Genomic DNA, 13,222 nt, shown 5'->3' with positions numbered 1-13,222 from the left:
AATAATACGGGCACAGGGAACTGTGCCCATTTCTTTGCCAAACGATGAAGTCAGGCGGGTCGCTGTTATTGGATCCGCCATTTCAAATTGTTAGTTATCAATAAAGTAAAGATATCAACAAGATACAGCTATGAATAATACCTGGCATGGCAGTGGGGCCGATTTAGCTTTGCCGAATTGTGCAAGAAGCAAAACGATGTTTTATACAGGATGTGTTAATCATGATTAATCAGACTTTTTCTGCCGAACCCGTGGGCAGCAACACGGACGGTGCTAATCAATCTGCATCAGCGGCAGCGTCTGATACCCAATTCGAGCCTTGGCTGACAGCGATGGTCCTGGTGGCCAAACATTTTCGTCTCGATTTTTCCGAGGAGAATGTGCGCGTTGCCATCACTTGGGAAAGCAGGATGCCCAAGGATGTGCTGCTGGAAGATATGGCACGTCAACTGGGGATGGCTCTGGTATTCATTGATGTGCGTTCACTGAAGCTGGATCCGTGGCGCATGCCGTTGATTGCCGAGTTCAGCAAAGGCCAGATCGGCGTACTGAACAAAATGGATAATGAAGGCAATGTCAGCGTTGCTTTCAGCGGTGATGCCGGGCTGGAAGTCACATTACCTGCCGATGAGGTTCTTGAGCGGATCACTTCGCTGGCGATTTTGCGGCCACTGCAATCCTTCCCGGATTCGCGCGTCGATGACTATATCAAGCCCTACAAAAAAGACTGGTTTTGGAGCATTGCGCTGCGCGACTGGAAGCGTTACGGCGATGTGATGTTGGCTTCGATGGTTGCCAACGTGCTGGCTCTGGCGGGTATGTTATTTTCCATGCAGGTTTATGACCGCGTGGTGCCTGCGCAATCCTTGCCGACCTTGTGGGTGCTTTTCGGTGGCGTGATGCTGGCCATTCTGTTCGAGTTTTCCATGCGCATGGTGCGCGTACATATCTCTGACATGATCGGGAAACGCGCCGATCTGCGTATTTCCGATCGCGTTTTCGGGCATGCATTGCGTATCAAGAATAATGCGCGCTCCAAATCAACCGGTTCTTTTATTTCACAAATCAGGGAACTGGAGTCGATACGTGACTTGATTACCTCTACCACGCTCAGCGCGATGGCGGATATACCTTTCTTCCTGCTGTTTACCTTTATTCTGTGGATGATCGGCGGCCCGTTGGTGTATGTGGTACTGCTGGCCTTACCGCTGTTATTGATACCCGGCCTGTTGATTCAACGCCCTTTGGCGCGCCTCTCCAATGAGGGGATGCGTGAGTCTGCCGTACGTAATGCCACGCTGGTGGAGGCGGTAGAGTCGATTGAAGATATCAAACTGATGCGGGCCGAGCAGCGTTTTCAAAACCAATGGAATAACAGTAACGATGTGGCGGCAACGATCAGCATGCGTCAGCGCTTTATCACCAGTTTGCTGATGTCCTGGACACAGGAAGTGCAATCAATCGTTTATGCCGTCGTGCTCCTGATCGGTTGCTATATGGTCATGGCAGGCGATATGACGACCGGTGCGCTGGTGGGAACGACTATTCTGGCTTCACGCACCATTGCGCCGTTGGCGCAGATCTCGGGTGTGTTATCCCGCTGGCAGCAGGCCAAAGTCGCCCGTAAGGGACTTGATGAACTGATGCAGCGCCCTACCGATATGCCGGAAAACAACAAGGTAGTACACAAAGCCGTGCTACATGGCAATTATGTGTTGAAAAACACGGTGTTCTACTACGACGAAGAAGAGAAAATTGCCGATTTGTCGATTGCTCAACTTAATATTAAAGCGGGTGAAAAAATCGCGGTATTGGGGCGCAACGGCGCAGGGAAATCCACCTTGCTGCAATTGCTTTCCGGCATGCAGACAGTGCAGCAAGGGCAGGTATTGCTTGACAATATCAGCATCAATCAACTGGACCCGGCAGATGTCCGTCGTGATATGGGATTGCTCAACCAGAATGCACGCCTGTTCTTTGGTTCCATCAGAGAAAACATCACCATGGGGAAACCGCAGGCCAGTGATGAGGATATTCAACGGGCGTTGATGCTGAGTGGTGCCCTGAGCTTTGTGCAAAAGCAAAAAAATGGTTTGAATTATATGATCATGGAAGGGGGCAATGGGCTGTCCGGTGGGCAGCGTCAGGCTTTGCTTCTGGCGCGTAATTTGATCCTGCAACCCAATATTTTGCTGTTGGATGAGCCAACTGCCTGGTTGGACGAAATGAGCGAACAGCACCTTATCGAACATCTGCATCATTGGATGGGGAATCGTACCCTGGTTGTCGCTACTCATCGGCTGGCGATGCTCAAAATCGTTGACCGTATCATTGTGCTGGATAACGGCAAAATCGTGCTTGATGGACCAAAAGAAACCATCTTGCAGCAACATTACCGACAAGCGGTGGAACAGCCAGCAATAGCGCCCAAAAAGGCACAGTTTGCCGGGAAAGAGCAGGGAGCATTGTAGCAGTCATGTCAGAGAATAAATTAAGAAACAACATATTGATAGAACACAAGTTACCGCGTTCGAGTGTATTGGTATGGTTGGTTTGTGCATTATTGTTCGGCTTTCTGGCATGGGCTAATTTTTTCAAGCTTGATGAGGTGACAACGGGTAGCGGCAAAGTTGTGCCGTCAGTACACGAACAAGTGGTTCAATCGCTGGAAGGCGGCATCCTCTATCAACTCAGCGTTCGAGAAGGGGATATCGTTGAAAAAGGGCAGATCCTTGCGCAATTGGATCGCACCAAAACTGAATCAGGTGTACAGGAGAGCCAGTCACGTTTACGTGCCGCACTGGCCACCTCGGCTCGCTTGCAGGCAGAGGTGAGCGATACCCCATTGGCGTTTCCTACGGAACTGGATAGTGAAGCGGTGCTGATCCATGCAGAGACAGCACTGTATCAATCTCGTCGTGAAAGCCTGGAAAGTAGTTTGAAGGGATTGGCGCAGGGGATCGAATTAATCCAGCGCGAGTTGGCGATGACCCAACCTTTGGTGCGCCAGGGGGCGGCAAGTAGCGTAGAAGTCTTGCGTTTACAACGTCAACTTAATGAGATGCAAAGCAAATCCTCTGACTTGAAAACACAATATTACGTACGTGCGCGTGAAGAGTTGGCAAAAGCCAATGCGGAAGTGGAAGCACAGCGATCGGTGATCTTGGGGCGTCAGGACTCCCTCACCCGTTTACAGTTTACGTCACCGGTGCGCGGTATTGTAAAGGATATTGAAGTGACCACCGTGGGGGGCGTGATCCCGCCGAATGGCAAACTGATGACGATGGTACCCTTGGACGATCAGATGTTGGTTGAGGCCAAAATTTCACCAAGAGATGTGGCTTTTATTCATCCAGGGCAAAAGGCCATAGTAAAAATTACTGCTTATGATTATTCGATTTATGGCGGCATCAACGGGGTGGTAGATACCATTTCTCCGGATACTATTCAGGATGAAGTTAAACGGGATGTTTACTACTATCGAGTTTATATCCGTACCGACGTTAGCTTTCTAAAAAACAAGTCTGGAACCACTTTCCCTATTTTTCCTGGCATGATCGCTACCGTCGATATCAGTACCGGCAGTAAGAGTATATTGGACTATATTCTCAAACCATTTAATAAGGCTAATGAAGCATTGCGTGAGCGATAGTCGTAAAGTAACTCCTCTTATATTAAAAGCCGCGTTTGCGGCTTTTAATATGTTTACCTAATTTCAATGGAATATAACAACCGGTCAAGTGTTTAATGTCTGGTTGTTTTAGAGCATTTTTTAATTTACGAATATTGCTTGAAAAGCTCATTGGCAAAAAGAGGCCAGCGATACTGATTCACTTATTTATATAACATAGATGATAATATGTGATATTGCGCTCGGTACTATCTATTCACTTTGCTCGATGAAACAGGAAAGCTGCATCAAACTGGCGACTTGATTTCTATTGTAGGTTGCGAAAAAATGGTTCGCTGATTTTACACCTAGTTTGCTCAACGCCGAGTTTTTGTGGCTGTAGATCGTCTTTCTTTTATTGCCTCTCGTTTGGCTCAAAAAATGTACGCTTCTCTGTATGGAGAGTTCGAGTAACACTTCGCATTCAGCTTTGGTAATACTTGGTATACTAGGCTTCGCGATACTTTTCTCGTAGAGGATATTGGTTATCATGTGGAGGAAAATAGGAATACTGTCATTTTTGCAAAAAATATTATGAGAGTAAAAGTTGACAATCTCCATAGGGAATGGGTTCAGTCCAAAATTATGTGAGAAAAGGATATTGGGGATCTCCTCTTTGTTTCTGTGTAACGTATCTAACCATATTAAAAAATCTAATATGCTAAATTCTTTACTATCTATGCCGGTGATAATCAGATCCCATTTTTTTGTTAAAGACGCGGTTATTAATTCATCGAATATGTAAAACGTATCGACTAACACGCAACCACTGAATGTTTTGTCAACCAGCATCCTCATGCCGTAACAGCTCATTTTATCTTCATCAAGAATGGCGACTCTGAATGTTCTGTTTTTGCCCATACTATATCCCTTTGCTTAACGATTATAGATCCCTGTGACGGCAAGTTAAGAGCTGATTTCATTACAATTGATAGCATTAAAGTGTAGGCGAAGGATTTGGCTACAGTTGATGGTGTAACCTTTTCCACGGCAATAGATAATAAAGTCGATAGGGGCATTCAGATATAAAAGCTCTTCCGTGAGTTTGGTTGTCACCTGTGATAATCGCTGGTAGGAAGAACTCAGATTGCTGGCTTCCCAAACCTCTCGCAATAACTCTTCCCTACTTACATAATTGTTATTGGCCTTTTCAAGGAGATAGCAAAGTAATTTCATTTTTGTGCGTTTTGCCGATATAACCTGGGGTTGTGATTTTTTGGTGACGGGTATCATCAGCAATTGTCCGGATAACAAATCAACCTGGATATGGTATCCATTATCAAATTTTATTATATATCCATAAAGATTTTCTTTTTTTAACATGTTGTGCTCCTTGCTGGTATATGAGCTTCCTATCGATAGCAGTGCATAAGTAAATGTATGTATTAATGTGAAGGCGTTTTAAGTGGTTTTTTGATAAGTAGTAAATAAAACAGCCGCTGCTAAAATGCTTTTTTTGATATGCTAATTAATAAATGCCTTTTCGTTTCTATCAGCAATTGATAATTTTATAATCTAAAAGTGTATTTGTCAATGTGTTGATATTTTGTGTAATTTTTATTGCTTTATAGTGATAGTATCTATTTTAAATTGTTTGTGATTGTTTAAATTAGTTATTGTAAGTATTGGTGGAAATAGTTGACTTTTTTAATAAAATGAAAACATAACCACGTACCCTGCCTGAGGGTTTCAAGGGCGTGCAATACCTTTTACATATATTTCATATTCTTGAGTTGTCGATGAAAATTAACTTTAATCAAGCGTTTCTTATAAAAAATGTATAGGATTTTTCTTGAAAATAAGGCCGGGCGGCATAATTATGAAGTAATTTCACACACCGATTTAGGCATTGTCTTAATCGTCGTTGATATTTATCCGGCGATATATTTCCCAGTCGATAATGAGGCGCTTGCGCGCTGACACTTACGCTGGCAAACGCACTGACGTGGCACTGGCCCAAAGGCGAAAGGCTGATTGCCGAAGCTCTGGGTGTAGCACCAGAGCAAATCTGGCCTTCGCGCTATCGCTGATGTCCCTACGGCGCAGATCCGATTCGGAAGCTGCGCCGCATTTTGTTTATCTGATTCGTAATAATTCTTTGAACCACAAAAACAGTTTTCTACCATCGGCCTTCTTTGTCGCGAATTAAGCTCCCGCCTGCACAAAATGCTTCATGACCTGAAAGAAGCGCCTGATGTATCAGGACGGTTGCCTTTTTACCGGCAATGTCGCCTTTGAAAACTGCCGGATCTATTTTCGGATGGATTAAGGCTCTCTTCACGCTTCGTTACGCTAAGGAAACCAGCCACAATGAATTTGACTAAAAATTGCGCACAACCCACCATGGATGTTATATTAAAATATAATATTCGGAGGTGCTCTATGTATACCACTCGCCTGAAAAAAGTCGGCGGATCCGTCATGCTGGCGGTTCCTCCCGCTGTGTTGAAAACGCTGGCGCTGTCGACAGACAGCGAAGTGGGCATGACCATTGATAATGGCTGCCTGATTATTGAACCTCAAAAACGCCCCCGCTATTCGCTTGACGAACTGCTGGCGCAGTGCGATCCGCACGCCGAAATGAGCGAAGAGGATCGGGAATGGATTGATGCGCCTGCGGTGGGTAAGGAGATCTTGTAAATGGACAGAGGGGAAATCTGGCTCGTTTCACTGGATCCGATTGCCGGTCACGAGCAAAGCGGAAAACGTCCGGTACTCATCGTTTCTCCGGCATCGTTCAACAAGTTGACCCGGTTACCTGTCATTGTTCCCGTCACCAGTGGCGGGAACTTCGCCCGTGCAGCCGGTTTTACTGTTTCACTGGACGGAGCGGGAACAAAAACAACGGGTGTCATTCGCTGCGACCAGCCCAGAACCATTGATATAGGGGCCCGAAACGGCAAGCGACTGGAACGTATACCTAACGCTATTGTGAATGAAGTGTTGGCCAGACTGGAAGCCATTCTGACCTGATGCTTTTTATCTCAGTTGAATGAGGGTGCTATCACGCACAGTGCCCTCGCTTTTTAAATTCCATAACGAAAAGCGGTTAAAAATTCTTTTTCAGGTAGAAACAGTTTTTCCTTTCTGCGCTGGATATCCGGAATTAATCTATCATTTTTTGTTGGTCTTATGCGCCAGCCGAGCGCCACGAATTTAAAACATTTTTCCGGTGAAGCTGCGGTTTTTCAGCAATACGTTGTTGCACGGGATTGATATTCTGCACCAGTTGTTTGCGCAAGATATCACGCTGCTGCCGAGCCTCCGCGAGAGAAACCAGCGGATATTCGCCCAGACTGACTCTGGATTCCTTTCTGTTAAAGCGATATTTGAGATAACAGATGCGTGAACCGCCGGGATTAATCAGCAGATACAGACCGTGTGAATCGGATAGTTTTACGGGTTTAGATGAAGGTTTTAAGTTGCGGATTTTTGAATCATTAAGAGACATTTGGGGGTCACTCCATCATCGAACTGAACAGACCCCAGATCTGACCACCAATTTCTTCCGATGCATGCGGATAAATGAATACACATCGGGAAGGATTTTCATGCCAACTCATTGAATCAGAATTAAATAAGGATTCGCAGGGATGCATGAAAACAAGAATTTGGCTCCTCTGACTGGACTCGAACCAGTGACATACGGATTAACAGTCCGCCGTTCTACCGACTGAACTACAGAGGAATCGTGTGAACGGGGCGAATAATAGCTATCTGCGGCGTGCTTGTCAAAGCCGACAATGCCTGAAGGCGTTCGTTTGCTGCAACATTAGTCAACGTGCTGTTTTATGACGATTTTATGCGCTATTTCTTAAGGTGGCGTTTATATAAGTCAAAGGGCGGTGATCCCGCCCTGACTTTCACCTCAATCACATCTTGTCGCCGTTCTCATCCACCAGCACAAACATCCCGTAGGGGTGAATTTGCAGATAAAAATGATCGCCCTCAGTAGGCTGAAGTTGGGTGGCATTGACTTGCAATAGCAGTGATTGTCCGTGCCAGTTGACGGTCACTTCATATTGCGGTCCCATATATGCGACGTGACTGATTGTGCAGCGCTGGCTCTCTTCGCCTTGCAAGCCTAGTGTGATCGCTTCTGGCCTCACGCCCACCGTGCACTCCTGCAAACCCGCTGCGAAGCCATCGGGTTTTGGTAGGCGGTAACCGAAAATCTCGACGCTGTCGACGTGCAGTTTTGCCGGGAATACGTTGGCGTCACCCATAAAGCTGGCCATAAAGCGCGAAACCGGCTGGCGGTAAACATTCTGCGGCGCGCCCATCTGCATGATTTTGCCTTTATTCATGACCAGCACTGTGTCTGACACGGCAAAGGCTTCGCTCTGGTCGTGAGTCACATAAAGCGACGTAATGTTGAACTGCTGCTGCAATTCGCGGATTTTTTCACGCATGCTGCGGCGCAGGTTGGCATCCAGGTTACTCAACGGTTCGTCAAACAGCAGAACCTTCGGTTTGAGGATCAGCGCGCGCGCCAAGGCCACGCGCTGCTGTTGCCCACCGGAGATCTGGTCGACGTAGCGTTCTTCAAATCCTTCCAGATCGACCAGCGCCAGTGCTTCACGTACCCGATCGCGGATCTCGCTTTTGGGTCGGCCAAGCATTCTCAATCCGTAACCAATGTTTTCGCCCAATGACATGTGCGGGAACAGCGCGTAGGACTGGAACACCATACAGATATCACGCTGCTGGATGGAGCGATCGGTAACGTCTTCGCCGTCGATAAAAATGCGTCCGTCGCTGGGTTTTTCCAATCCGGCCACCAGTCGCAGTACGGTGGTTTTACCGCAGCCGGACGGCCCGAGAAGGGTCACCATATGACCTTTGGGGATCGCCAGACTCAAATCTTCCAGTACGCTGTTATCACCAAAACGTTTGGCGACGTGTTTCAGTTCTACAAAGTTTTTTTCTTGAACAGGATTATTCACCGTCGTCACTCCATGATTATTGGTTGGTTTTGGCTTTTGAGCGGGCAACACGCGCTTCACCAACCAGGTAGTCAAACAGGAAGATAATGGCCAGCATGACCACAATCAGAATTGAGCCGTAGGCAATGGCCACACCGTATTCCCCATCCTCGACCCGGTTGAGGATGTACGCCGTGGCGACACGGGTATCCGGCGTAACCAGGAAGACAATGGCGCTGACGGTGGTGATAGCGCGCACAAAGCTGTAAATCAGGGCGGAGAGAATTGCCGGACGCAGCAGCGGTAGAAGGATATACATCACCGTGCGCATCGACCCGGCGCGCAGGCTGAGCGAGGCTTCATCCAGTGATTTATCCAGTTGCCCCAGACCGGCAATACCGGCGCGGATACCGACGGGCACATTACGCATTACCATGGAGATGATGACGATCGCGGCGGTACCGGTCAGATAAACCGGCGCACTGTTGAACGCCAGAATATACGAGATCCCCGCCACGGTGCCTGGAACGGCAAAGCACAGCATGGTGGTGAACTCGATGGTTTTTTTACCGCGGAACTGTTGGCGAACTACGATATAGGCAATCAACAAGCCGAACAGCGCAGTGATCGGCGCGGCAATACCGGCGAACAGCAGCGTATCGATCAGCGATGGCCAGGCACCGTCACTGAATCCGCGACCAAACAGGTTGGTGAAGTTATCCAGCGTCAGCGTGTAGTCCACGCCCCAGTTGACGGTAAAGCTGCCGTAGAAAATGCTGCCGTAGAGCAGGCCATTGAATGTGACCCATATCGCCAGAATCGCGGTAACGATCCATACCATTGAGACCGGCAGTGGTTGTACATCACCGCGCGTGGATTTACCGGAGATCGTGACGTATGAACGTTTACCGATCCACATGTACTGGATGCAGAATACCAGCAGTGAGAATACCAACAGAATTACACCGAGGGTGCTGGCCGCCTGATAGTCAAGCTGTGCGCCCGTAATGTAGAAGTAGATCTGGGTCGCCAGAACGTCGAAGTTGCCGCCCAACACCAGCGGGTTACTGAAGTCGGCCAGGGATTGCACAATCACAATCAAAAATGCGTTGGCCAATGCCGGTTTCAGCAGCGGCAGGAATACCCGGCGGAAAGTCTGGTAGCGGTTGGCGCGCAGCGTATACGATGCCTCTTCCAGCGACGGGTGAATGGTTTTGATCGCGCCATCGAGGATCATGAAGGCCATCGGGGTAAACGCCAGCACCTGCGCCAGCCAGATACCGGTGAAACCATACAGCCAGTTGGTGTTGGTCAGGCCAAACCACGTCACCATCAGCTCGGTGACATACCCGGAGCGTCCCATCATCAGTGTGACACCCAGACCAACGATGAATGGCGGGGTAACAATCGGCAGAATCGAGAACACGCGGCCAATAATCGCGGAGCGCTTGGCGATGCGGGTGGTATAGATCGCCAGAACCAGGCCAAAGAAAGTACAGCCGATGCCCACGGCAATCGACAGCATGAAGGAGTTCCAAATCACCTGCAGAATATGCGACTGACCGAGAACCACCATAAATTGCAACGGTGCGAACTCGCCCACATCATTGGTGAACATCGGAATAAAAATGGCGATGCTTGGGTAGAGGATAAATACGCCGATCAGCGCAACGATGCACACCAGCGATCCGAGAACAAAGCGATCGCCGCCGAGCCATTCCAGCCGGGACAGGGCGAGAGTGATGATCGCGCCCAGTGCGATAAACATCCCGATACTGGCATAACCCAGGCCGCGGCCAATCAGCGTGGCGCTCACCAACATGAACAGTGCGCAGAAGAGGGCGTACCCGGCATCAAACACATGGCGATTGCGGTGCTCCCGACCAGCGGGGATCAGTGGCCTGAAAAGCAAAGCCATCGGCAGCAGCAGCCATAACAGGCTGACGTTGAGACCGGACCAACCGTAAGCGGCGAAAATCTCTTCGCCGGACGATTCCTGAATGCCGTAATCCAGGCTCCAGGCGGGCAGCAGCGCATAGGCTACCAACAAAATACCCAGCCAAATGAATACAGTATCCCGGCTCTGCGCGGAACGCAGAGCTAATGAATGAGACATGGGATTCCCTCAGTGTATGTAAAAAATCAGATTCAGGGTTTAAGGCAATCCGGGCGCAGTTGCCTGGCCCGGATGCTGTGGGCTATTTACCCATCTTCACTTCGTTAACCCATTTTGAGATCAACTCTTTGCGCATATCTGACGCGCCGTACTTATCCATGTCGTAATTAATGAGTTTCAGGTCATCCAGTTTCAGCGAGTTTGGCGACGTTTCGGCGGTGGTGTTGGTCAGAATCTGGTAGGACTGACCTTTCTTCCACGCCAGTTCCTGTGCTTCTTTTGACAGCGCCCAATCAACGAACAGTTTGGCGTTATCCAGATTGCGCGCGCCTTGCAGGATACTGATGCCGCCGACTTCATAGCCCGAGCCTTCACATGGAGAGATCAGTGTCAGTGGCGCACCTTTCTCTTTTTCAAGGGAATAGTCGTGCAGGAAACCGATACCGATAGCCGTTTCGCCACGGGCGGCGTTACGTGCCGGGGCAATACCCGATTTAGTGTACTGGGAGACGTTGTTATTCAGTTTTTTCAGGTAATCGAACGCCTGATCCTGGCCCCATAACTGGGCAAATGTGGCGAGAGCGGTATAGGCAGTACCAGAACTTTGTGGATCGGCAATCTGGATTTCGCCTTTATAGATCGGATCAATCAGATCTTTCCAGCATTTCGGCACGGGCAGATTTTTCTCTTTCAGACGATCGGTATTCACGCCAAAACCGAGAATGCCGACGTAGACCGCAGAGGAGTAATTCCCTTTGCGTTTCGCTGGATCACGGAACTGCGGCATGATTTGATCGAGGTTAGCGGATTGATAGGGCTGCAACAGATCCATTTCACCCGCTTGGGATTGCGGATCGAGCGTGCCACCGTACCAGACATCAGCCTGCGGGTTTTTCTTTTCTGCTTCGACTTTTGCCAGCGTACTGCCGGAACCATTGCGGATGAAGGAGGTTTTTACATCGTACTTTTTACCAAAGGCATTCGCCTCTTCTTCACAGAAGGCATTGGTGGCGCTGCAATAGATTACCAAACGGCCTTCGGCATGCGCTGCCCCGGAGAACGTGGCAACCGCCAGTCCAGCAGCAATAACGGTGTTGATTAAGGTCAGTTTCATTGTCTTTCCTTTTATTATCATCAGAGGGTCAAACGTCTGTGTACTTGCGTAAAATCGCCGCTACGATGAGACCGAATGCAGATCACGTTTACTGATCCCCGCCATCAGTAGTGGCATCAGCAACAGCCCGATGAAGGCTGAAGCCAGGGTCAGCGCGGCAAAAAATCCGGGCCAACCGTATTGCTGCATCAACTGCGCCAGCGGCCATCCCGCCAGCGCCGCCCCGAGGTAGGCGAACAACCCGAGAAATCCGGTTACCGTACCCGCGGCGTCTTTGTGCGCGTACTCCGTTGCGGCCAACCCAATCAACATCTGTGGGCCGAAGACAAAAAATCCGATACTGAAAAAACACAGTGCCAACAGGGCGTAGTGGTGAACCGGTGCCAACCATAACGCGGTGACCGAAAGAAACAGCCCCAACGAAAACAGCAGGATCATCGGTGCGCGCTGGCCACGAAACAGCATATCCGAACCCCATCCGGCAAACAGTGCGCCGAGCAAGCCGCCCAACTCGAACAGCGACAACGTGGCATTGGCACTGAGCAGATTCACGCCGTGGCTCTCCGCCAGCCAGATATTGCCCCAGTCATTCAGCGCGATGCGAATCAGATAGACCAGCACGTATGACACGCCCAACAACCAGATCGTCCGGTTCTGCAAAATCGTCTGCCGCAGGATTTGCAACATGCCCATCGGCGGACTTTGCTGCTCATGCCGCAACTCCAGCGGATCGCGACGCCACTTGCCGACGCTGGGCAATCCTTGCTGTTGCGGAGTACCGCATAATTGCCAGCACAGCCAGATACCCAGTACGATCCCGATGGCACCAGGTACCAGCAGTGCGGCCTGCCAACCCCAGGTCGCTGCCAGTAGTCCCGACAGCAGTGGCACTGCGGCTCCGCCAATGTTGATCGATGTGTTCCAGCATCCCCACCAGAAACCACGCTCATTGCGTGAATACCAATGGGTCAGTATTCGTGCGCAGGGGGGCCAGCCCCAACCCTGGAAAAAACCGTTCAATGTCCAGACCACCAACAGGGCGGTGAGGGAATGACTGAAGGCGAACAGGATGTTCAGTACGCCGGTCATCAACAACCCAACACCCATAAACCAGCGGGCACCGGTACGGTCACTGACGATGCCCGAAACAAATTTCGATATGCCGTAGGCCAGATAAAACAGCGTGCCGAGCAGGCCGATATCGCCTTTGCTCAATCCCAATTCTATCTGCATCACGGGCATCACAAAATTGATGCTCTTGCGCGTCAGATAAAACGCGGCATAGCCAATAACCATCGAAAACATCAGGCGAACACGCCAGTAACGGTAGCGTTGGCTGATATCTTCCGGGGACAACGGCGTCGCTGTCATAGCGTTCTCCGAGAATGTGCTCCGAG

10 protein-coding genes, 1 tRNA gene and 2 pseudogenes are annotated in these 13,222 nt (G+C 49.5%); 5 read left to right on the top strand and 8 right to left on the bottom strand.

Annotated features, from left to right (window positions below; genetic code table 11):
- The first annotated feature begins 221 nt into the window (after positions 1 to 221).
- Positions 222 to 2,471 carry a type I secretion system permease/ATPase gene (locus DRI82_RS14810; RefSeq protein ID WP_114194685.1) on the top strand — a complete coding sequence of 750 codons (2,250 nt, stop codon included), beginning with the start codon at positions 222 to 224 and terminating at the stop codon, positions 2,469 to 2,471.
- A gap of 5 nt (positions 2,472 to 2,476) precedes the next feature.
- The gene (locus DRI82_RS14805) at positions 2,477 to 3,652 is read left to right on the top strand and encodes a beta-barrel domain-containing protein (protein ID WP_114194684.1); all 1,176 of its coding nucleotides are present in this window, start codon (positions 2,477 to 2,479) and stop codon (positions 3,650 to 3,652) included.
- 231 nt (positions 3,653 to 3,883) lie between these two features.
- Here the strand turns inward: DRI82_RS14805 and DRI82_RS14800 are convergent, their stop codons facing one another.
- The gene (locus tag DRI82_RS14800) at positions 3,884 to 4,531 is read right to left on the bottom strand and encodes a helix-turn-helix domain-containing protein (RefSeq protein WP_114194683.1); all 648 of its coding nucleotides are present in this window, start codon (positions 4,529 to 4,531) and stop codon (positions 3,884 to 3,886) included.
- 45 nt (positions 4,532 to 4,576) lie between these two features.
- Complete coding sequence (locus tag DRI82_RS14795; protein WP_114194682.1) at positions 4,577 to 4,993, bottom strand: winged helix-turn-helix domain-containing protein; 417 nt, start codon at positions 4,991 to 4,993, stop codon at positions 4,577 to 4,579.
- Between the two features lie 602 nt (positions 4,994 to 5,595).
- Here DRI82_RS14795 and DRI82_RS14790 point away from each other — a divergent pair.
- The 3 genes and pseudogenes from DRI82_RS14790 to DRI82_RS14775 all read left to right on the top strand — a co-directional run.
- A pseudogene (locus DRI82_RS14790) lies at positions 5,596 to 5,700 on the top strand (helix-turn-helix domain-containing protein); the annotation flags it as partial.
- Positions 5,701 to 6,052: 352 nt separating this feature from the next.
- Positions 6,053 to 6,310, top strand: a complete 258-nt coding sequence (locus tag DRI82_RS14780) for an AbrB/MazE/SpoVT family DNA-binding domain-containing protein (RefSeq protein WP_029991546.1) — start codon at positions 6,053 to 6,055, stop codon at positions 6,308 to 6,310.
- Positions 6,311 to 6,643, top strand: a complete 333-nt coding sequence (locus tag DRI82_RS14775; protein ID WP_114194681.1) for a type II toxin-antitoxin system PemK/MazF family toxin — start codon at positions 6,311 to 6,313, stop codon at positions 6,641 to 6,643.
- A 144-nt stretch (positions 6,644 to 6,787) separates the two neighbouring features.
- On the opposite strand, the pseudogene DRI82_RS14770 reads toward DRI82_RS14775, so the two are convergent.
- The 6 genes and pseudogenes from DRI82_RS14770 to uhpC all read right to left on the bottom strand — a co-directional run.
- Positions 6,788 to 7,121 (bottom strand): annotated as a pseudogene (locus tag DRI82_RS14770) (Arm DNA-binding domain-containing protein); the annotation flags it as partial.
- Between the two features lie 161 nt (positions 7,122 to 7,282).
- Positions 7,283 to 7,358, bottom strand: a tRNA-Asn gene (locus tag DRI82_RS14765).
- A gap of 184 nt (positions 7,359 to 7,542) precedes the next feature.
- Positions 7,543 to 8,616 carry a ferric ABC transporter ATP-binding protein gene (fbpC, locus tag DRI82_RS14760; protein ID WP_114194680.1) on the bottom strand — a complete coding sequence of 358 codons (1,074 nt, stop codon included), beginning with the start codon at positions 8,614 to 8,616 and terminating at the stop codon, positions 7,543 to 7,545.
- A gap of 16 nt (positions 8,617 to 8,632) precedes the next feature.
- Positions 8,633 to 10,711, bottom strand: coding sequence for an ABC transporter permease (locus DRI82_RS14755; protein ID WP_114194679.1), 2,079 nt, complete (start codon positions 10,709 to 10,711; stop codon positions 8,633 to 8,635).
- A gap of 82 nt (positions 10,712 to 10,793) precedes the next feature.
- Positions 10,794 to 11,825, bottom strand: coding sequence for an ABC transporter substrate-binding protein (locus DRI82_RS14750; RefSeq protein ID WP_114194678.1), 1,032 nt, complete (start codon positions 11,823 to 11,825; stop codon positions 10,794 to 10,796).
- A gap of 60 nt (positions 11,826 to 11,885) precedes the next feature.
- On the bottom strand, positions 11,886 to 13,196 hold the full coding sequence (gene uhpC, locus DRI82_RS14745) for an MFS transporter family glucose-6-phosphate receptor UhpC (protein ID WP_114194677.1): 1,311 nt from the start codon (positions 13,194 to 13,196) through the stop codon (positions 11,886 to 11,888).
- Positions 13,197 to 13,222 lie beyond the last annotated feature (26 nt).

Source organism: Edaphovirga cremea (assembly GCF_003332275.1).
Taxonomy (GTDB): Bacteria; Pseudomonadota; Gammaproteobacteria; order Enterobacterales; family Enterobacteriaceae; genus Edaphovirga; species Edaphovirga cremea.
The sequence above is the reverse complement of the archived record's forward strand: the minus strand, read 5'-3'. Positions and strand labels throughout refer to the sequence as shown.

Excerpts from the sequence above, each read along its gene's own strand:
- DRI82_RS14810 (WP_114194685.1), top strand. The coding sequence starts at position 222 with ATGATTAATCAGACTTTTTCTGCCGAACCCGTGGGCAGCAACACGGAC.
- DRI82_RS14805 (WP_114194684.1), top strand. The coding sequence starts at position 2,477 with ATGTCAGAGAATAAATTAAGAAACAACATATTGATAGAACACAAGTTA.
- DRI82_RS14800 (WP_114194683.1), bottom strand. The coding sequence starts at position 4,531 with ATGGGCAAAAACAGAACATTCAGAGTCGCCATTCTTGATGAAGATAAA.
- DRI82_RS14795 (WP_114194682.1), bottom strand. The coding sequence starts at position 4,993 with ATGTTAAAAAAAGAAAATCTTTATGGATATATAATAAAATTTGATAAT.
- DRI82_RS14780 (WP_029991546.1), top strand. The coding sequence starts at position 6,053 with ATGTATACCACTCGCCTGAAAAAAGTCGGCGGATCCGTCATGCTGGCG.
- DRI82_RS14775 (WP_114194681.1), top strand. The coding sequence starts at position 6,311 with ATGGACAGAGGGGAAATCTGGCTCGTTTCACTGGATCCGATTGCCGGT.
- DRI82_RS14755 (WP_114194679.1), bottom strand. The coding sequence starts at position 10,711 with ATGTCTCATTCATTAGCTCTGCGTTCCGCGCAGAGCCGGGATACTGTA.
- DRI82_RS14750 (WP_114194678.1), bottom strand. The coding sequence starts at position 11,825 with ATGAAACTGACCTTAATCAACACCGTTATTGCTGCTGGACTGGCGGTT.
- uhpC (WP_114194677.1), bottom strand. The coding sequence starts at position 13,196 with ATGACAGCGACGCCGTTGTCCCCGGAAGATATCAGCCAACGCTACCGT.